This window comes from Pseudomonas sp. HLS-6 TE3448 (assembly GCF_053629555.1).
Genome location: NZ_JBRJIO010000001.1, coordinates 91,923 through 110,665, shown reverse-complemented (window position 1 = coordinate 110,665; position 18,743 = coordinate 91,923). Strand labels below are relative to the sequence as shown.

The window sequence follows — 18,743 nt, the reverse complement described above, 5'->3', positions numbered from 1 at the left end:
ATAGGGCATATCCCGGGAGATAGCGCGCTTTTGTAGGACAATCTGACCAAAATTCCTTTTTTTTGCGTTTCGATGGCAAGGGGTTCTCAGCAGGCTTGAAGGTGTACCGGGTCGATGCACAGGTGCCATGCCTGGGTGAAGTCGCGCAGGCGGCCCTGGGGCTGGAAGATCTGGCGCCAGATGCGTGCCAGGCCCAGCAGGTCATCGGCGTCTGGCAATTGTGGGCTTTGTTCTTCGATCAACATCCAGGCGATAGCAGTGGCATAGCGTAAGTTGACTGTCAGTTCCAGGTGAGGTCCGGCGAGGAATGCATGCTGGCTGGCAAGGCCGCGGATCAGGCTGGCCAGTTCGGGGTCGCGGGCGAGGAAGCGGTCCCAGAGCGATTGGTGGCGCGGCTCGGAAATTCGATACAGGCCGTGGCCGCGACGATCGTGAAGGGCGTCGCCAAGCCTGGATTGGCTGGCCGCTATGCCCAGTAGCAGTGCCTCTGCGCTGGCGCAGTGGCGATTCAGATAGAGCAGCGTGGGGCGGATCACGTGCTGGCTTAACTCGCTCGCGGCGATACCCATAATGCCCTCGCACTTGAAAGTGGCCGGCGGGGCGCTGGTGCTTGGCAGCTGGTGAATCGGTCAGGCCCGCCGGAAGCGGTCTGTACCGCTTGAGTTGAAGTGTAGTGTCATATTCGTGGTGTAAAGGGCTGTTTTTAAATCATTTCTAGCGCGTGGTTATAACGCATATGCACTTGGGTGCTTAGTCGGTGATCGTTGGTGCGCGCGCTGCGGGCAAAAAAAAGCCCCGCTGCAAGGGCGGGGCTTGGGGGTATTGCGTAACGTCGGGTTACGCAACCAGCGACTGGCGTGCGCGGTCGATGACCGCTTGCAGCGGTTTGGCGCCGGTGTACTGGTCCGGGTACAGTCGCTCGGTGTGTTGAGCGATACCGTGTTCATTGACCAGGGTGAAGCTGAAGCTGCCCTTGCGTGAAGCAAGGATCAAGCAGTTCAGGGGGGCAAATGCCTGGCTTAGGGTGCGAATCGCAGCCTGAGTATGGGTGCTATGTTTCATCATTATTGGAAGTTCCTGCAAAAGACACGGCAACGGAGCCGTGTACGCTTTAAACGTTCCAGTAACGCCTGGCTTTAGGCCGGTGCGAAGAACCTGACTGGAACAGGGCAGCCAGTTTGGAGCGCATTATCATGTGGCGCTTGGGCTGACTGGTAGGTACTTAGAGGGCAGGCAACACGCCAGAGTCAAGGTTCTTGGACGCTGGGTGAGAGAAATACTGCTCAATCTGCAGGTTGGTTCATGCGAACAAAGAGACTTGTGTGCGAACCATCAGGTGGCCGGTCCTGGTTTCAGCAGCGCGCGCTATCGTTTGAGATGAGCATCGCCTGCAAGGACCGCTTTGGCCAGAATTGAATTTCAGCTTGGTACTAACGGTGGCAAGACTACCGTGCCGGCTTCGGTTTGGCAAGCGCTATTGGTTTGTTTCTGGCGAGCCGGCCAGTATCTCTGCTTTTGGGCCTCCTGTGAAGCCTCTGTGCCAGGCGTTGTGCCAAATCCGTGCAGGGGGTCGCCTTTCTTTAGGGCGGTTGTACACACATGGAGCACGCACTGTCGCAGCGATGCAACAGGTGTTCGGTGGCCGGCCAATGACTCGCTCTCAGGGACAAGTCAATGAAAAAAAACACTTTTTTTAGCTGGTGAAAAAATCGACAGTTTGACTGAAGCCCACATTCTATGGGGCTTTGCGGGGTGTGAAGGGGGGTTGTCCACCGAGTTATCCACAGCTTCTGTGGATTGTCCCGAGCGCTTGCTCTAGGACGGGCGTTCCAGCTTTTTGCCTGCTGTCCGACAATCCGGGGTGGTGGTGGTTTGTGTGAAATGTCTCTGTGAAAGCGTCAAGAAAAAATGTGCCGAACGGACGAAAAAAAACTGTCGAGTCCGGTTGAGCCATTGCTGAATAAAAGGAGTAGAGTGGCGCGCCTCTCGGGTTACCTCCATCGTTTTTATGAAGTTTCGCAGTAAAGTCCCCGCGTCCAGCCTTGTCCAAATGCCGCTTCCCGAACCACGGCGCCTGTCGCTGAAGGTTGCCCTGTGGTTGCTCGACAGCCCGCGCCTGGGTGATAACCGCAACATCAAGCACATTGCGGGTCGTCTGCTCAAACAGCCCGCTCGCCAGGGCGTAGTGGTTGCTCAAAGTCGCTTGGGGCAAATGCTCTGCCGCGATTGTGGTAATGCCCGCGACCGACGAATCGGTCATGAACTTTTGCGCCAGGCCGCCCGTGCCGGTGATCGCCGTGCTCAGTTGGAATATGGCCGACTCTGCGCCCAGCCTCAGTTCAACGCGCCTGAGCAGGCCCGTCACTGGCTGGAGCAGGCTGCAGGCCAGGGCTCGCAGGAGGCCGCACGCCTGCTCAAGCAATTGCTCGAGCGCTAGATACAGCGCGCTGTCCGGGGCTGTTAAGCTGGGGCAGTTTTTCCTTGGGAGATGGCTATGGCGGTGGATCTGACCAGTATTTTGCTGGGCGTATTGGCGGCTGCGCTGCCCTGTTTGGGCCTGGTCCTGCAGTTGCAGCGTCGTTTGGCTGCTCGTCAGGCTGAAAGTGCGCTGCTTGAGGAGCGGCTGGGCAATGCTCAGTTGGCCCAAGAGGGCTTGGTTGCGCAGTTGGATGCCTGCCGTGATGAGGTCAGTGACCTGGGGCAGGCCAATGCCGCCAAGCAGGCGACTCTGGCCGCACAGGCGCGAGAGCTCGAACTGCTGCAGATCGAACGTGACAACGCCAGCGATGCCGCTCATGCCTGGCAACTTGAGCGCGCCGCCAAGGAGGCTGAGCTACGCCGGCTGGATGCCCACTGTGCCGCGCTGGCTGCCGAGCTGCGTGAGCAGCAGGACAGCCATCAGCAGCGCCTGCAGGACTTGCAGGGCTCGCGTGATGAACTGCGTGCCCAGTTTGCCGAGATGGCCACGAAGATCTTCGACGAGCGTGAGCAGCGTTTCGCACAGACCAGCCAGCAGCACCTGGGGCAACTGCTCGACCCGCTCAAGGAGAGAATCCAGGCGTTTGAGAAGCGTGTTGAAGACAGCTACCAACAGGAAGCCCGCGAACGTTTTTCCCTGGCAAAAGAGCTGGAGCGTTTGCAGCAGTTGAACCAGCGCCTGAGTGACGAAGCTACCAACCTGACGCAGGCGCTCAAAGGGCAGAAAACCCAGGGTAACTGGGGCGAGTTGATTCTTGAGCGGGTACTTGAGCACGCAGGGTTGGAAAAAGGGCGTGAGTACCAGACCCAGGTCAGCCTCAAGAGTGCTGACGGCGAGCGTTTCCAGCCCGATGTGTTGATCATGTTGCCGGGCGACAAGCAGGTGGTCGTCGACTCCAAGGTCAGCCTCACGGCCTACCAGCAATATGTGGCAGCGGCTGACAACGAGATCGCTCAAGCGGCGCTCAAGCAGCATGTGCTGTCTTTGCGCAACCACGTCAAAGGGTTATCCGGTAAGGACTACAACCGCCTTGAGGGGTTGCACAGTCTCGATTTTGTGCTGTTGTTCGTGCCTATTGAAGCGGCGTTTTCGGCGGCGCTGCAGGCTGAGCCCAATTTGTTCCAGGAAGCCTTTGATCGGCAGATCGTGATCGTCAGCCCGACCACCCTGCTGGCGACCTTGCGCGTAATCGACAGCCTCTGGAAGCAGGAGCGGCAAAGCCAGAACGCACGGGAAATTGCCGAGCGTGCAGGCTGGCTCTACGACAAGTTTGTGTTGTTCATCCAGGACCTGGATGAGCTCGGTAGTCGTCTGCAGCAGGTCGACAAGGCGTATGCGGCGGCGCGCAACAAACTGTGCGAGGGGCGCGGCAACCTGATCAGTCGCAGCGAGCAGCTCAAGCTGCTCGGTGCCCGGGCCAGCAAGAGCCTGCCCGCCGACCTGCTTGAGCGGGCACTGAGCGACAACGATGGCCTGGCTGCCGAGGTGCTTACTGGACCAGGCTCAGATGCCGATTGAGCAAGGCGCGCAACGCTGCCGGCTTGACCGGCTTGGCCAGGTAGTCGAGGCCGGCGGCATGCACTTGGGCAACCATTTCGCTCCGACCGTCGGCACTGATCACCACGCCCGGTACCGGTTCGCCGAGGCGTGTACGTAACCAGGCCATCAGTTCGGTACCGGTTTCGCCATCATCCAGGTGGTAGTCCACCAGTGCCAAGTGCGGGCGCAGCCCTTTGGCCAGCAGTGCCTCGCATTCGTCGCGGTTGCGCGCAGTCCAGACCTGGCAACCCCAGCGGCTGAGCAGGCTGTTCATGCCGATAAGGATGCTGTCCTCGTTGTCGACACACAGCACCTGCATCCCCGCCAGGGGTTGTCCGGCTTGTTCGGCAACAGGCGCGGGTGGTGCGACTGGCGTCGTGGCCAGTGGTACGCAGACCCGAAATACGCTGCCTTTGCCGGGCCATGAGTGCACTTGCAGCGGATGGCCTAATACGCGGCAGAGACCGTCAGCGATCGCCAAGCCCAGGCCGAGGCCTTTTTCTGCGCGGGTCTGGTGGCTGTCCAGGCGTTTGAATTCCTCGAAAATCACCTGCAGCTTGTCGTTGGCGATGCCCGGGCCGCGGTCCCAGACTTCCAGCCACAGGTTGTCCTGGCTACGCCTTACGCCAAGCAGGATCGGGCTCTTGCCGTAGCGGAAGGCGTTGGTCAGGAAATTCTGCAGAATCCGCCGCAGCAGTTTCATGTCGCTTTGCACCCGTAAACGACTACTGCGCACGCGGAAGTCCAGGCCCTGTTCCCGGGCCAGTACCTTGAACTCGGCGCCCAGGGTATCGAACAACTCGTTCAGGGCGAACGGCTTGGCGTCGGGGGTGATCTTGCCGTTTTCCAGGCGGGAGATGTCCAGCAAGTCGCTGATCAATTCTTCGGCGGAGCGCAGCGAACTGTCCAGATGCTGAACCAGTTGCTGTGCCTCGGTGGACAGCCCGTCGCCTTGGTGGGAGAGCGCGGCGGAGAACAGCCGGGCGGCGTTCAGTGGCTGCATCAGGTCGTGGCTGACCGCCGCGAGGAAACGGGTCTTGGACTGGTTGGCGGCTTCGGCGTGGCTTTTCGCTTCGGTCAGGGCCAGGTTCAGTTGCGACAGTTCGTGGGTTCGCGCAGCAACCCGCTGCTCGAGGCCCTCGTTGGCATCCTTCAGGGCTTGTTCGGCTTCGCGGAACGGCGTGATGTCGGTAAAACTCATGACGAACCCGCCACCCGGCATCGGGTTGCCGATCAGTTCGATGACCCGGCCATTGGGGAACAAGCGCTCGGACGTGTGGGCGCGGCCCTGGCGCATCCAGTGCAGGCGTCGGGCAACATGGACCTGAGCCTCGCCGGGGCCGCACAGGCCGCGTTCGGCGTTGTAGCGAATGATGTCGGCAATTGGCCGGCCGACACTGATCAAGCCGTCCGGGTAATTGAACAGTTCCAGATAACGGCGGTTCCAGGCCACCAGGCGCAGTGACTGGTCGACCACACTGATGCCCTGGCTGATGTTTTCGATGGCGCCCTGCAAGAGTGCCCGGTTGAACTGCAGCACCTCGGAAGCCTCGTCGGCGATACGCACGACATCTTCGAGTTGCATGTCGCGGCCTTCGATGGCCGCCTTGACCACGGCCCGGGTCGAAGAGGTTCCGAGCACGCCTGCGAGCAGTCGTTCGGTATGCTCGATCCAGTCACCGTCGGCGTTCTGATTAGGGTTGAAGCCCTTGCCCTGGCGGTAGGCGAAGCGGATGAAACTTTGGCGCGCACGCTCTTCGCCGACAAACCGGGCTGCCAGGTTCAGCAGGTCGTTGATCTGTACTGCCAGCAGCGAGCGGTTGCTCGGGCGGGCGTTGGTTTCCTGGCCGATGAAGCGGCCTGCCTGCCAGTGCTCTGATACCCGTGTGCGGGAGAGGATCGACACCCATGCGAACAGGGTGAAGTTACCGGCCAGCGACAACACCACACCCTGCGTCAGCGGGGTTATCGGCAGGTTCAGTGGGTTGCTGTGCAGCCACGCCAAGCCTGGGAGCAGGTTGAGCGACCAGCCGAGGCTGTGAGCGGCGATGGGCAGAACCAAGGTGTAGAACCAGATGAAAATACCGGCTGCAAGACCGGCAAAAACACCACGGCGGTTGGCCTGTTTCCAGTACAGCGCACCAAACATGGCTGGGGTCAGTTGGGTGATGGCGGCAAAAGCAATCTGGCCGATGGTTGCCAGGCTTGCCGTGGAACCGAGCAGGCGGTAACTGACATAGGCCAGCAGCAGGATCGCAACGATCGATACCCGGCGAACCGAGAGCATCCAGTGGCGGAATACTTCAAAGGGGCGCTCGGCGTTGTTACGCCGTAGCAGCCACGGCAGCAGCATGTCGTTGGAGACCATGGTCGACAGCGCCACGCTGGCGACGATCACCATGCCGGTAGCCGCAGATGCGCCACCGATAAATGCCAGCAACGCCAGGGCCGGGTGGGCTTCGGCCAGCGGCAGGCTGATCACGAACGAGTCGGGGATGACCGAGTCGGGCAGCATCATCTGCCCGGCCAGGGCTATCGGGACTACGAACAGTGCGGCGAGGATCAGGTAGGCCGGAAACACCCAGCGCGCCAGGCGCAGGTCCTGAGGGTCGATGTTTTCCACCACGGTGACATGGAACTGCCGCGGCAGGCAGATGATCGCCATCATTGCCACACCGGTCTGGACTACCATCGACGGCCAATTGATGGTTTCCTGCCAGTAGGTTTCCAGGCGGGGTGCCAATCGTGCCTGGCTGAACAGGTCGTCGAAGCCGTCATACAGGTTGAAGGTGACGAAGGCGCCGACGGCGAGAAACGCCAGCAGTTTGACCAGCGACTCAAAGGCAATGGCCAGCACCATGCCACGGTGGTGTTCGGTGACATCCAGGCTGCGAGTACCGAAGACGATGGTGAACAGTGCCAGCACCAGCGAGACCACCAGGGCGGTGTCCTGCACTCGGCTGCCAGTGGCGTCGGCGCCTGCGCCTATCAGCAGGTTGACCCCCAATACGATGCCTTTGAGTTGCAAGGCGATGTACGGCAGCACACCCACCAGGCAGATCAGTGCGACCACCACGGCCAGTGCCTGCGACTTGCCGTAACGGGCGGCGATGAAGTCGGCAATCGAGGTGATGTTTTCCTGCTTGCTGATCAGCACCATCTTCTGCAGCACCCAGGGTGCAAACAGCATCAGCAGCACCGGGCCGAGGTAGATAGGCAGGAATGCCCAGAGTTGTTCGGCGGCCTGGCCGACCGAACCGAAGAATGTCCAACTGCTGCAGTACACGGCCAGCGAAAGGCTGTACACCCAGGCACGCAGGCGCGGGGGCAGCGGCTTGCTGCGGCGGTCGCCGTAGAAAGCGATGGCGAACATGATGGCCATATAGGCCAGGGCGACCAAGGCGATCAGCCCACTGGACAGCGACATGACAACTCCGAAGAAAAGGGGGAGTACACCTCCAGCCTAACGGTATACCTCGATCTATCAGTCTGGCATGCCGTTCGTGCTTAGTCAGTGCCGACCATGGTAGCAGTGGCGCAGCGTCGCAGGGGCATCACGGAGGGTCATCCATTGCACCGTGATCAGCAGCCGATTGAAGGCCATCGCAATGCCGGGGTCTGAAGCACACCACGAATTATCAGGTTGTATCGGCAAAATAGATAACAGTTAGAGAAAATACCCGTTTTATAGATATTAAAGGCGCCTCTACCATGGGCTCTACCTCACCAGAGGACAGGAGTGCAAACCATGCCATGCCCGACAAGCAGCGCAGTGTCGCTGCGTCCGTTCCATCAACTGGCCCATCCCCGCGAAGTGATTCGCCAGTTCACACCCAACTGGTTCGCCGTCACCATGGGGACCGGCGTTCTTGCCTTGGCACTCAAGCAGGCGATGCCAGCGCTGAGTGGTGTGGCCGAGGCCTTGTGGCTGCTGACGATCGCTTTGTTCATTCTATTCAGCGGCGTCTATGCGGCGCGTTGGTTGTTGTACTTCCATGAGGCACGCAGGATCTTTGCCCACTCTACGGTTTCCATGTTCTTTGGGACGATTCCGATGGGCCTGGCAACGATTCTCAATGGTGCCCTGCTGTTCGGCCTTGAACGCTGGGGGCAGGGAATCTTGTCGTGGGTCGAGGCGCTGTGGTGGTTCGACGTGGCACTGGCCGTGCTCTGCGGCGTGGCCATTCCGTACCTGATGTTTACTCGTCAGGAGCACAGCATCGATCAGATGACCGCCGTCTGGTTATTGCCGGTGGTGGCTGCCGAGGTGGCGGCGGCCAGCGGTGGCCTGTTGGCGCCGCATCTGGCGGATCCTCATCAGCAGTTCCAGGTGTTGATCGTCAGCTATGTGTTGTGGGCAGTCTCGCTGCCGGTGGCGTTCAGCATCCTTACCATCCTCTTGTTACGCATGGCCCTGCACAAGTTGCCCCATGCCAGCATGGCGGCTTCAAGCTGGCTGGCCTTGGGGCCGATTGGTACCGGCGCCTTGGGCATGTTGTTGCTGGGCAGCGATGCACCTGCCGTGTTTGCCGCCAACGGCCTGGGCGAGCTCGGCGAAATTGCCCGGGGTATTGGCCTGATCGCCGGCATCGTGCTGTGGGGCTGCGGCTTGTGGTGGTTGCTGACAGCGGTGCTGATTACCCTGCGATACATGCGCCACGGCATGCCGTTCAACCTTGGTTGGTGGGGCTTTACCTTTCCGTTGGGGGTGTATGCCCTGGCAACGCTGAAGCTCGCCGCCTGGCTTGAATTGGGCTTCTTTCAGGTCATCGGCAGTGTGTTGGTGCTGGCGCTGATCGGCCTCTGGCTGCTGGTGGCCAGCCGGACGCTGCGTGGCGCCTGGCGTGGTGAGCTGTTCGTGTCGCCGTGTATTGCGGATCTTCGGGCCTGAGTGCTCTGTAGGTGCTGGTCTTGCAGGTGGCTCGGTTGCTGGCAAGACCGGCTCCTGCAAGGGCGTTTATGCTACAACTGTGGCTTTTACGGCACAGCTGACCTCCAATAACAAAGCCCCACGCAGGTACACGGACGATGAGTCACCCCTCGCAATTCACATTGCTCGGCAAACGGCGATTTCTGCCGTTTTTCATTACCCAGTCGCTGGGTGCCTTCAATGACAACATCTTCAAGCAGTCGTTGATTCTCGCCATTCTCTACAAGCTCAGCATCGAGGGTGACCGGTCGATCTGGGTCAACCTGTGTGCGCTGCTGTTTATCCTGCCGTTCTTTCTGTTCTCTGCACTGGCCGGGCAGTTTGGCGAAAAGTTCGCCAAGGACGCATTGATCCGTGTGATCAAGCTGGCCGAGATCGGCATCATGGCGGTCGGTGCCATTGGTTTTCTCACCAATCACCTGGCGCTGATGCTGTTGGCGTTGTTTGCCATGGGCACCCATTCGGCGTTGTTCGGCCCGGTCAAGTACTCGATCTTGCCGCAGGCGCTGCATGAGGAAGAGTTGGTGGGGGGTAACGGCCTGGTTGAGATGGGCACCTTTCTCGCCATCCTGGCGGGCACCATTGGCGCGGGTGTGATGATGTCCAGTGGTCACTATGCCCCTGTGGTTGCGACCGCCGTGGTATCGGTGGCTGCGCTCGGTTACCTGTCCAGTCAATGGATTCCGCGTGCCGCTGCTGCTGCGCCGCAGATGAAACTGGACTGGAACATCTTCACCCAGTCCTGGGCGACCCTGCGCCTGGGCTTGAATCAGACCCCGGCGGTGTCGCGTTCGATCGTCGGCAACTCCTGGTTCTGGTTTGTCGGGGCGATCTACCTCACCCAGATTCCTGCCTACGCCAAAGACTGGCTGCACGGCGACGAGACCGTGGTCACCTTGGTATTGACCCTGTTCTCAGTGGGTATCGCGCTCGGTTCGCTGTTGTGTGAGCGGCTTAGCGGACGCAAGGTCGAGATCGGCCTGGTGCCGTTCGGCTCTTTTGGCCTGACCCTGTTTGGCCTGCTCTGGTGGTGGCATTCGGGCGATGTCGTGGCCGGGGCGCAGCCGCACGACTGGCTGACCCTGCTGGGTATGAGTCAGGCCTGGTGGATCATGCTGTCGATCCTCGGGCTGGGCGTGTTCGGCGGCTTCTACATCGTGCCGCTGTATGCCTTGATCCAGTCGCGTACCGCCGAGAATGAGCGGGCCCGGGTCATTGCTGCGAACAACATCCTCAACGCACTGTTCATGGTGGTCTCGGCCATCGTCACCATTGTGCTGTTGAGTGTGGCCAAGCTGAGCATTCCACAGCTGTTCCTGGTGGTCTCGCTGCTGAACATCGCGGTCAACACCTACATCTTCAAGATCGTCCCCGAATTCACCATGCGTTTCATGATCTGGCTGCTCAGCCACTCCATGTACCGTGTCGAACACCGCGACCTTGAGTTGATTCCCGATGATGGTGCAGCCCTGCTGGTGTGCAACCACGTGTCCTTCGTCGATGCATTGTTGATCGGTGGTGCGGTGCGGCGGCCGATCCGTTTCGTGATGTATTACAAGATCTACCGCCTGCCGGTGCTCAACTTCATCTTCCGCACCGCTGGGGCCATCCCGATTGCCGGGCGCAAGGAAGACCCGCACATTTATGAACGGGCTTTCGAGAAAATAGCCGAGTGCCTGCGGCAGGGTGAGTTGGTGTGCATCTTTCCGGAAGGCAAACTGACCTCGGACGGTGAAATCGATGAGTTCAAAGGCGGTGTACGCCTGATCATCGAGCAGACACCCGTGCCGGTGATCCCGATGGCCTTGCAGGGCTTGTGGGGGAGTTTCTTCAGCCGGGATCCGGCCAAGGGCTTCTTCCGTCGCTTGTGGTCGCGGGTGACCCTGGTGGCCGGTACCGCCGTCCCGGTTGAGGCGGCAGAGCCGGCCGTATTGCGCGAGCGGGTCAGCGCGTTGCGTGGCACGGTGCGCTGACCCGGGTAGGGCAGGTCAGCTGGCGCTGACCTTCAGCCCGACCAGGCCGGTGACGATCAGGGCAACGCTGGCCAGGCGCATCAGGGCCATGGATTCGCCGAACAGGATAACCCCGGCGATCACCGTGCCCACTGCGCCGACGCCGGTCCAGATGGCATAGGCCGTGCCGAGCGGCAGCTCCTTCATGGCCAGGCCAAGCAAACCCAGGCTGACCAGCATGGCTGCAATGGTCAGCAGGGTTGGCAATGGGCGGGTAAAGCCGTCGGTGTACTTCAGGCCGACAGCCCAGCCGACTTCGAACAGGCCGGCACAAAACAGAATGATCCAGGACATGCAGTGTCTCCATCAGGTGATGGGGCCGTCCCCGGATTGATCACGCGATGCGTCGTGAGGTCGTCCTCACTGTGGGCATATAGAGTGCACAAACTCGAGGGGTAGGGCAATACGCCGGCGAGTACCTCAGGGGGCGACGCATGTTTGTGGCTATTGGCACTCGCTTCGTGAACATATCCATTCCCTGCAGTGGCACCACCGGCTGGTTTCGCCTTTTACGGCGACCCACTTTTGAAGGGCACAAAAGTGGGCAAAACGCCCTGTCCCGACATCCGGCCCTACGCTGCGCTTCGGGTTCCTTCCTTACGCCATCGCTCCCGTGTGGACGCGCCGACGGGCCATCCATGGCCCATCAGCACTTGCGAGGCATCCCTACCTCGCACCCCACTACGCGACGGCTCCACTCAGCCTCCTGAAGGGACACCCTGCAGCGCCTGCCACTGCGCGCACTGACAAACAAAGCCCACGCAGGAAATCGACGCTATCCATCAAGGCGCCAACCTTGGCGCCGATGCTTTTCCATACGCTGACCTCGCGGGCGCCGCCAAATTGTCCCTTCAGGAGGTCGAACGCAGGCAGTGCGTAGTCGGGTGCCAGGCAGGGATGCCTGGCAAGGGCTGAGGGCCAGGAAGGCCCTTCAGCGCGGTCCCGGCGGGAGCACTGCCGGAGTGAGAGAACCCGCAGCGCAGCGGAGGGCCGGATGTTGGGACGAGGGTTTTGGTTACTTTTGTCCGACAAAAGTGACCCGCCGTAAAGGCGGAACGGGGTATCAGGCCCGACATCGCGAATGGATATGCCTGCTTGCATCAGCGGCGATAAAGGTTTGTGATTTGTGGCACTCGCCTCACGCGGTTATGAGCAGGCATGCCTGCGATGGAATCGGTGAGGTGCCAGTGAGTGCGTGGTGCCTCTATCACGGGCAACACCAGCCACCCGCTCTCATGCAGGTGAACTGGCTTGCTCGCGATCTAGACGTTGCGCTTAGATCCCCTGGGGGATCTCTTCGCCACCCAGCGCTTCAAACAGGGCCGGCAGGAACTCACCGAAAGTGAGCATCATCAGGGTGAAGCTGGCATCGAGTTGGCCCAGGGCCTCATCACCACCGTCTTCCTCGGCCTGATCCTGCAGCAGTTCTTCGAACTTCAGGCGTTTGATCACCATCTTGTCGTCGAGCACGAAGGACAGCTTGTCCTGCCAGGCCAGCGACAATTGGGTGACTTGTTTGCCAGTGCCCAGGTGCATCTGGATCTCGTCGCTGGTCAGGTCCTGACGTTTGCAGCGAACGATGCCGCCGTCTTCATGGGTGTCACGCAGCTCGCACTCGTCCAGGACATAGAAGTCCGGGGCGGCTTGCTGGGTTTTCACCCACTCGGTCATGGTCGCGCTTGGGGCGATCTTCACGCTCAGTGGTCGTACGGGAAGCGAGCCCATCACTTCACGCAGGGTGGAGAGCAGGTCTTCGGCACGCTTGGCGCTGGAGGCATTGACCAGAATCAGGCCCTGCTTGGGGGCGATGGCGGCGAAGGTTGCCGAGCGACGGATAAAGGCACGTGGCAGGAACGCCTGGATGATTTCATCCTTGATCTGATCACGTTCCTTTTTATAGACCTTGCGCATTTGCTCGGCCTCGATCTCGTCGATCTTCTCTTTAACCGCATCGCGCACGACACTGCCAGGCAGGATACGTTCTTCTTTACGTGCGGCGATCAGCAGGAAGTCCTGACTGACATGCACCAGTGGAGCGTCTTCACCCTTGCCAAATGGCGCGACGAATCCGTAGGTGGTCAATTCCTGGCTGGCACAAGGGCGCGCTGGCTTGCTGGCCAGAGCGGTTTCCAGCGCCTCGGGGTCAAACGGGATGTCCTGGGTCAGGCGATAGATCAGCAGGTTTTTGAACCACATGGGGTGCATCTCTCCTTAACACATAAGGGGGGCATTATTCTCCGAGCAGCCGTCTCAGGCCAAGTCTGCTAAGTCGTTGGAAGGCTTGAAAAATTTTTTTAAAAAAGTGCTTGCCAGACTCTAAGGTGCTCCGTAGAATGCGCACCACACCGAGACGATGGGTGATTAGCTCAGCCGGGAGAGCATCTGCCTTACAAGCAGAGGGTCGGCGGTTCGATCCCGTCATCACCCACCACTTCTCAGTGTTAGCGCAGCGGTAGTTCAGTCGGTTAGAATACCGGCCTGTCACGCCGGGGGTCGCGGGTTCGAGTCCCGTCCGCTGCGCCATATTCAAGCTTCCAGGGCCCACTGAACACCCGGAAGCCACAAAGAAAGCGACCTTAGGGTCGCTTTTTTTGTTTCTCATTCCCGCTACTCAGGAAGAGTCCCATGATGCAGGATGCAAGCACCCCCCGTACGCCCTTGCTGGGTATCGACCTGGGTACCACCAACAGCCTGATTGCCGTCTGGCAGGACGGGCGAGCGCAGTTGATCCCCAACGCCCTTGGCGAATGGCTTACCCCGTCCGCAGTCAGCATCGATGAGGATGGCAGTATTCTGGTCGGTCAGGCGGCTCGCTCACGGCTGACCACGCACCCGGAACGTAGCGCAGCAGCGTTCAAACGCTTTATGGGCAGTGAAAAACGTCTGGAGCTTGCCGGCCAGACCTTCAGCCCTGAAGAGTTGTCTGCACTGGTGCTCGGTGCGCTCAAACAGGACGCGGAAGCCTGGCTGGGTTGCCCGGTAAGCGAGGCGGTGATTTCGGTGCCGGCTTACTTCAGCGATGAACAGCGTAAACGCACCTGTTTTGCTGCCGAGCTGGCCGGGCTCAAGGTACAGCGCCTGATCAACGAGCCTACCGCTGCCGCCATGGCCTACGGTCTGCATGAGCAGAAATTCGAGCGCACGCTGATTTTCGACCTGGGTGGCGGCACCTTCGATGTGACCGTACTGGAGTACGCCTTACCGCTGATCGAGGTGCATGCCTCCACCGGCGACAACTACCTGGGTGGCGAGGATTTTACCCATGCACTGCTGCAGGCTTGTCTCAAGGACCTGCAACTGGCGACCGACAGCGTTGAGCCGCAAGCCCTGGCTTCGCTGTACGACGCCCTGGAGCAGATCAAGCGCAAGCTCGGCGAAGGCCCGCAGCACGTGCAGTGGCGTTGTGCCGGTGAGCTGCGCGAGTGGTCGTTGGATGAAGCGCGTGCGCAAAAGATCTGGGAACCTTTGCTGACGCGCCTGCGCGCCCCGGTGGAGCAGGCGTTGCGTGATGCCCGGCTGAACCCGCGCGACCTCGATAGCCTGGTGCTGGTGGGAGGCGCCACGCGTATGCCGGTGGTCCAGCAGATGGTTGCCACCTTGTTTGGGCGTTTGCCCTACCGGCACCTGGACCCCGACACCATCGTTGCCTTGGGGGCGGCCAGCCAGGCCGCGTGCAGGGCACGTGACCAGGCCATCGAAGAGCTGATCCTGACCGATGTGTGCCCCTATACACTGGGTGTTGCAGCCATGCGCGGTGAAAGCCGGCGCCAAGCATTTGTGCCGATCATCGAGCGTAATACAGTCATTCCAACCTCGCGGGTCGAGCGCTTTCAGAGTACTCATCCCGAACAGAAAACCGTACGCATCGAGGTCTATCAGGGGGAGCGACCCTGGGTGAGCGACAACATCTTCATCGATGCATTCGATATCGAGTTGCCGCAGGCCGGCCGGATTCAGTCCATGGATGTGCGTTTCAGCTACGACATCAATGGCCTGTTGGAAGTGGATGTTGCCCTGGAGGACGGCGAGCGCCACAGTCATGTGATCGACCGCAGCCCCGCAGGGCTCGACGACGCGGCCCGGGCGGCCAGCCATGGTCGCCTGGCGGCGTTGAAGATTCACCCGCGCGATGCGCTGCCCAACCGTGCACTGCTGGCGCGTCTGGAGCGTGCCTGGATGCAATGCCTGGGTGAGCAGCGTGATCAGGTCGGTCAGTGGCTTGAAGCCTTTACTGCAGTGCTGGGTAACCAGCATGCGCAGGACATCAACAGCACTCGCCAGCGCCTGAATACAGCGCTGGACGAGCAGGGCCTCTGAGCCGCTAAGCGTTCAGGCGCCGCAGGGCGGCTTGCAGGCCGCCTTCCAGTGCATGCTTTTCGCCACCGGGTGGTACACCGTAACGGTTCGGCAGGCTGTCGCCGGGCAAGACCAGCAGCACCAACGGCAGGAACGGCAGCACGATGGTCAGGGCCATGCCAATCAGCAGCATGGCTACGCCAAACCCGATGTCATGCAGCCGCCGCAGGATGATGCTCAGTTGCACCAGCACGGTAACGGCCACGATCCCTAGCGCCACCTGCGCGTTGCCGCTGGCGAGGCTCAGAAAAACAGCCAATCCCTGGCACATCAGGCTCTGTTGGGCGCAGGCAACACGCCCCAGGCGGCTGTTCAGGCTCAGCATGTGCCATTCTGATACCGGTTGGCTGCCCGATCTGGCCAGCATCAGGCGCTCGCTCCAGGACAACAGCGCCGCCAAGGCCAGGCGCAGGCCTGGTCCATGGCGCGGATCATCCTTGGCCTGCTGCAGTTGGCGCAGAACCTTGGTGCGCGGCACGCCGGTACGGTTCTCCACCAGCACCAGCCTGCGCAGGGTATCGACGCCGAGATAGAAGGCGCTGCTGTCGATGCCTTGCTGCTCTTCGAGGATCTCCCGGGGTGGGCGTACCGGTTCGCCCTTGATCAAGCCATCCCGGAATGACTCGAACCAGGCATCGGAGCAGGCGATCCCGGCGATATTGTTCAGCAGTACACGGTGCTGCTCGGCATCCAGGGTCGGGTCCTGATAGAGCACGCCACAGAGCAACATCAAGCCCAGCAGATCATCGCTGAAGGTGTCGTAATCGCTCACGACGCAGTCGTACAGGCGTGTGTTGCTCAGCAGCCTGGCACTGCCCAACGCCTGAGGCACGGTGAGCAGGTTCAGTGCGACGTCGTTCTGCACAGGCTCCTCTTCTGACAGCCAGCCCAGCAAGCCATTGAAGTGGCCTTCCTGTTGATGCACGCGCTGCAACAGCGGCAGTACGCGCGACAGTGGATGCCCGGTGTCGGCACGCATGCTGTGAAGCAGTGCAGGGGAAATCAGTGTCAGCCAGCGCAGCGGGTCGGACATCAGGGCAATGAAGAACAGCGCTTGCCGGTGCCATTCCCACAGCTGTTCACCGTCAGGTTGGGGCGGCAATACAACGCCCTCGCGATTGAGGACTGCGAGCATCTTTACCCCAAACGGTAGCGAGGCAATGAGCTCCTGTTCAAAGGCGCTGTCCAGGCGCGTCCATTGCGCTGCAGTAAAGGCCTTGAGCCGGCGCAGCCAATGTTGGGTGACGTCCAGTGCCAGGCCCTGACCCAACAGCGGGTTCAGTTGCACGCTGTCATCCGGTGCGTTGATAAAGGCTGTCAACGCCTGTGGAATGGGGGCGTGCTGCAGCCAGTACAGGTGTTGTTCGGCCTGGTACTTGAGGCCTTCCAGCACCAGTGCATCGAGCACATCGTTGCTGTCGGGTTCGGCCAGCAGGCGTTCCAGCAGGGCGGTGTCGCCACGGTGCAATGCCCAGGCCTGGCGATACAGGTTCGTTAACACCGCATCGCCAGGCTCATCGAGCAGTAACGCCAGCAATGGCAGTTCATCGCCGTCCAGGCGCCAGTTCACATAAGCTCCGGCAAGGCCTCCGAGGTTCTGGCGACCCGCATTGAGCCAGCGGGTCAACGTCTCCGGGCGCTGCGCCGGGCTGCCCCAGGCCTGGGCTGGCTCACTCAGGTTGTTCGGCCAGTCGCGGAAATGCTCGCGGCGGTCGAACGCTTGAATCAGCAGCGGCAGGCGCTGTGGCTGGTGTTTGCCGCACAGTTCGAGCAGCCACTGTGCAGCCTGCGGATGCTGGTGCTCGCGCCACAAGCGCACCCAGCCGCTCAGGGCTTGCTCTTCCAGGCCAAGGGCACTGCACTGACGGGCCAGCAGGTACAGCCAGTCGACATCATCCGGTGCGTGCCGATGTTTTTCCGCACACAGTGCGTAGAGGGTCTTGCTTGCAACATCGGCCTGGGTGAGTTGTACCAGCAGACGCTGCAGCCAGGCGTCGTCGTTCGGCAGTGGCAGGCAGGTAGGCTGGTTGACGAAGTCGCGGAACTCGTCCAAAGGCCGTTCCTGATAGAGGTGTTCCAGAGTGTTCAGGTACCAGAGGGTTTCGATCTGTGCCGGTGGTGGCCAGGACGAGATCGTTGCGGTATCGAAGAGGTCCGGCTGCGCGATGCGTTCGATAAATGCTTCGACCTGCTCGACGTTATCGATACGCAGCAGGTTGCCCTGCCAGTCCAGCCGCTCGGCCAACAGGCGTGCGCAATTGTTGGAGATCGGCCCGCTGTCGATCAGCCGCTCCAGCAGGCTCCAGCGCAGCGCTTCGACAACCTCAAGTGAGACGCTGTCGAAGCGTTCGATATAGCTCCGCCAGGCGGCCGGGTCGAAACGTCGTGCGCCGTCGCTGAACAGTTCGTCGAATGCGTCCAGCAGCTCGCGGGCCGGGCTTTGCTCATCGTCGGCGTCTGCGGTTTCGACGCTACGGGCTTCCTTCAGTGCGGCCTCGTAGGCTTCACGCAAGGCCTGAAAACCTTGTGGGTCGGTTTCCGGATGATGCTCTGGCAGGCGCGTACGGTAGGCGCTGCGGATGGCGTCCTGATCGCGGGTAGGCTCGATGCCCAGGGATATCCAGCAGCTCATGACCAGTTGAACTCCGCAAGCGAGTCAGGTTTTTGTGGCAGGTTCAGGGGCAGGTCCCAAGGCAGTTCGGCAAACAGTTCGGCGGCGTCCTGAGCGAGGGCGCGAGCGCTGCAGCGGCTCCAGTAGGCGTAGCCTTCGCGGTCCAGGGCGTGGCCGAGCTCGTCGTCTGCGCTGTCCAGGCAGCACCAGTACATGCGGCCGGTCATGTAGCCGCCCAGGTAGGTGCTCCAGCTGTTGTAGTAATGACGTGCCCTCAAGGCCAGTCGGCTGTGTAGCCAGAGGCTTTCATCAAGGTTGATCCAGCCGCTGCGCAGGCCGTTGCGCAGCAGGAAACCCATGCGCCCCAGGTCCCAGGCACGAATGCCTCCGTGGCCGCATTCGCTGAAGGTCCGACTGGCAAACTCATGCAGCGCGCGTTGCCGTGGCGCCAGGCTGTCGAGCAGGGCCGACCATTCACTGGGCAGGCAGCGCTGCCAGTTCCAGTAAGCCTCGAGCATCCCGCTGGCATGGCCACGGTCGGCCATGTAGAGCATCTCGAGCAACTGCTCGCGATTGCTGATGCCCCAGCCGTCCTGCAGGTCCATCTCGATGTAGTCCGGGGCGGTGTAACTGGAACCGTTGAGGGCTGCCATGGGGGCAGAAAGGGCGTACAGCCAGCGCTGTTCTATTTCTTCCATGAAAAATGCTCCTGAGCCGGCGGGGGAGTGGAGAGCGCCGGCACTAATTGGCGCGAATTGTAGAGACCCGGCTGGTTAGCGGCAAACTGCAGTCTTCAGCGCCTGCCTCGCACTGGTG

At 60.9% G+C, this 18,743-nt stretch carries 12 protein-coding genes and 2 tRNA genes; 7 read left to right on the top strand and 7 right to left on the bottom strand.

Annotated features, from left to right (window positions below; all coding sequences use genetic code 11):
• Positions 1 to 86: 86 nt before the first annotated feature.
• Positions 87 to 569 (bottom strand): hypothetical protein, encoded by a 483-nt coding sequence (locus AB7M23_RS00470; RefSeq protein ID WP_409279122.1) that lies wholly within the window; start codon positions 567 to 569, stop codon positions 87 to 89.
• A gap of 268 nt (positions 570 to 837) precedes the next feature.
• On the bottom strand, positions 838 to 1,062 hold the full coding sequence (locus AB7M23_RS00465) for a hypothetical protein (protein ID WP_099776760.1): 225 nt from the start codon (positions 1,060 to 1,062) through the stop codon (positions 838 to 840).
• Positions 1,063 to 2,008: 946 nt separating this feature from the next.
• Here AB7M23_RS00465 and AB7M23_RS00460 point away from each other — a divergent pair.
• Together AB7M23_RS00460 and rmuC are read left to right on the top strand one after the other, a co-directional pair.
• Positions 2,009 to 2,437, top strand: coding sequence for a tetratricopeptide repeat protein (locus AB7M23_RS00460; protein ID WP_065760531.1), 429 nt, complete (start codon positions 2,009 to 2,011; stop codon positions 2,435 to 2,437).
• A gap of 171 nt (positions 2,438 to 2,608) precedes the next feature.
• Positions 2,609 to 3,997: a DNA recombination protein RmuC gene (gene rmuC, locus AB7M23_RS00455; protein WP_454242136.1), complete on the top strand. Its 1,389-nt coding sequence runs from the start codon at positions 2,609 to 2,611 to the stop codon at positions 3,995 to 3,997.
• On the opposite strand, the gene AB7M23_RS00450 is transcribed toward rmuC, so the two are convergent.
• A complete protein-coding gene (locus AB7M23_RS00450) occupies positions 3,969 to 7,445 on the bottom strand; it encodes a PAS domain-containing hybrid sensor histidine kinase/response regulator (RefSeq protein ID WP_102053280.1) in 3,477 nt (1,158 codons plus the stop codon). The genes rmuC and AB7M23_RS00450 overlap by 29 nt on opposite strands.
• A 321-nt stretch (positions 7,446 to 7,766) precedes the next feature.
• Between AB7M23_RS00450 and AB7M23_RS00445 the strand changes: the two genes are divergently transcribed.
• Positions 7,767 to 8,909, top strand: coding sequence for a TDT family transporter (locus AB7M23_RS00445; protein ID WP_454240022.1), 1,143 nt, complete (start codon positions 7,767 to 7,769; stop codon positions 8,907 to 8,909).
• Between the two features lie 137 nt (positions 8,910 to 9,046).
• Entirely contained in the window at positions 9,047 to 10,921 is a 1,875-nt protein-coding gene (locus AB7M23_RS00440) for an MFS transporter (RefSeq protein WP_099775544.1), read from the top strand.
• 15 nt (positions 10,922 to 10,936) lie between these two features.
• On the opposite strand, the gene sugE is transcribed toward AB7M23_RS00440, so the two are convergent.
• Entirely contained in the window at positions 10,937 to 11,254 is a 318-nt protein-coding gene (gene sugE, locus AB7M23_RS00435; RefSeq protein ID WP_065760536.1) for a quaternary ammonium compound efflux SMR transporter SugE, read from the bottom strand.
• 981 nt (positions 11,255 to 12,235) lie between these two features.
• Entirely contained in the window at positions 12,236 to 13,156 is a 921-nt protein-coding gene (gene rdgC, locus AB7M23_RS00430) for a recombination-associated protein RdgC (protein WP_102053282.1), read from the bottom strand.
• A 159-nt stretch (positions 13,157 to 13,315) separates the two neighbouring features.
• Here rdgC and AB7M23_RS00425 point away from each other — a divergent pair.
• The 3 genes from AB7M23_RS00425 to AB7M23_RS00415 all read left to right on the top strand — a co-directional run bounded on the left by AB7M23_RS00425 (position 13,316) and on the right by AB7M23_RS00415 (position 15,277).
• Positions 13,316 to 13,391, top strand: a tRNA-Val gene (locus AB7M23_RS00425).
• 15 nt (positions 13,392 to 13,406) lie between these two features.
• Positions 13,407 to 13,483, top strand: a tRNA-Asp gene (locus AB7M23_RS00420).
• A gap of 105 nt (positions 13,484 to 13,588) precedes the next feature.
• Positions 13,589 to 15,277 (top strand): Hsp70 family protein, encoded by a 1,689-nt coding sequence (locus AB7M23_RS00415; RefSeq protein ID WP_454242135.1) that lies wholly within the window; start codon positions 13,589 to 13,591, stop codon positions 15,275 to 15,277.
• Positions 15,278 to 15,281: 4 nt separating this feature from the next.
• Here the strand turns inward: AB7M23_RS00415 and AB7M23_RS00410 are convergent, their stop codons facing one another.
• Positions 15,282 to 17,948: a DUF805 domain-containing protein gene (locus AB7M23_RS00410; protein ID WP_454240021.1), complete on the bottom strand. Its 2,667-nt coding sequence runs from the start codon at positions 17,946 to 17,948 to the stop codon at positions 15,282 to 15,284.
• Positions 17,945 to 18,625 (bottom strand): DUF1266 domain-containing protein, encoded by a 681-nt coding sequence (locus AB7M23_RS00405; RefSeq protein ID WP_454240020.1) that lies wholly within the window; start codon positions 18,623 to 18,625, stop codon positions 17,945 to 17,947. The genes AB7M23_RS00410 and AB7M23_RS00405 overlap by 4 nt, the downstream gene beginning before the upstream one ends.
• Positions 18,626 to 18,743 lie beyond the last annotated feature (118 nt).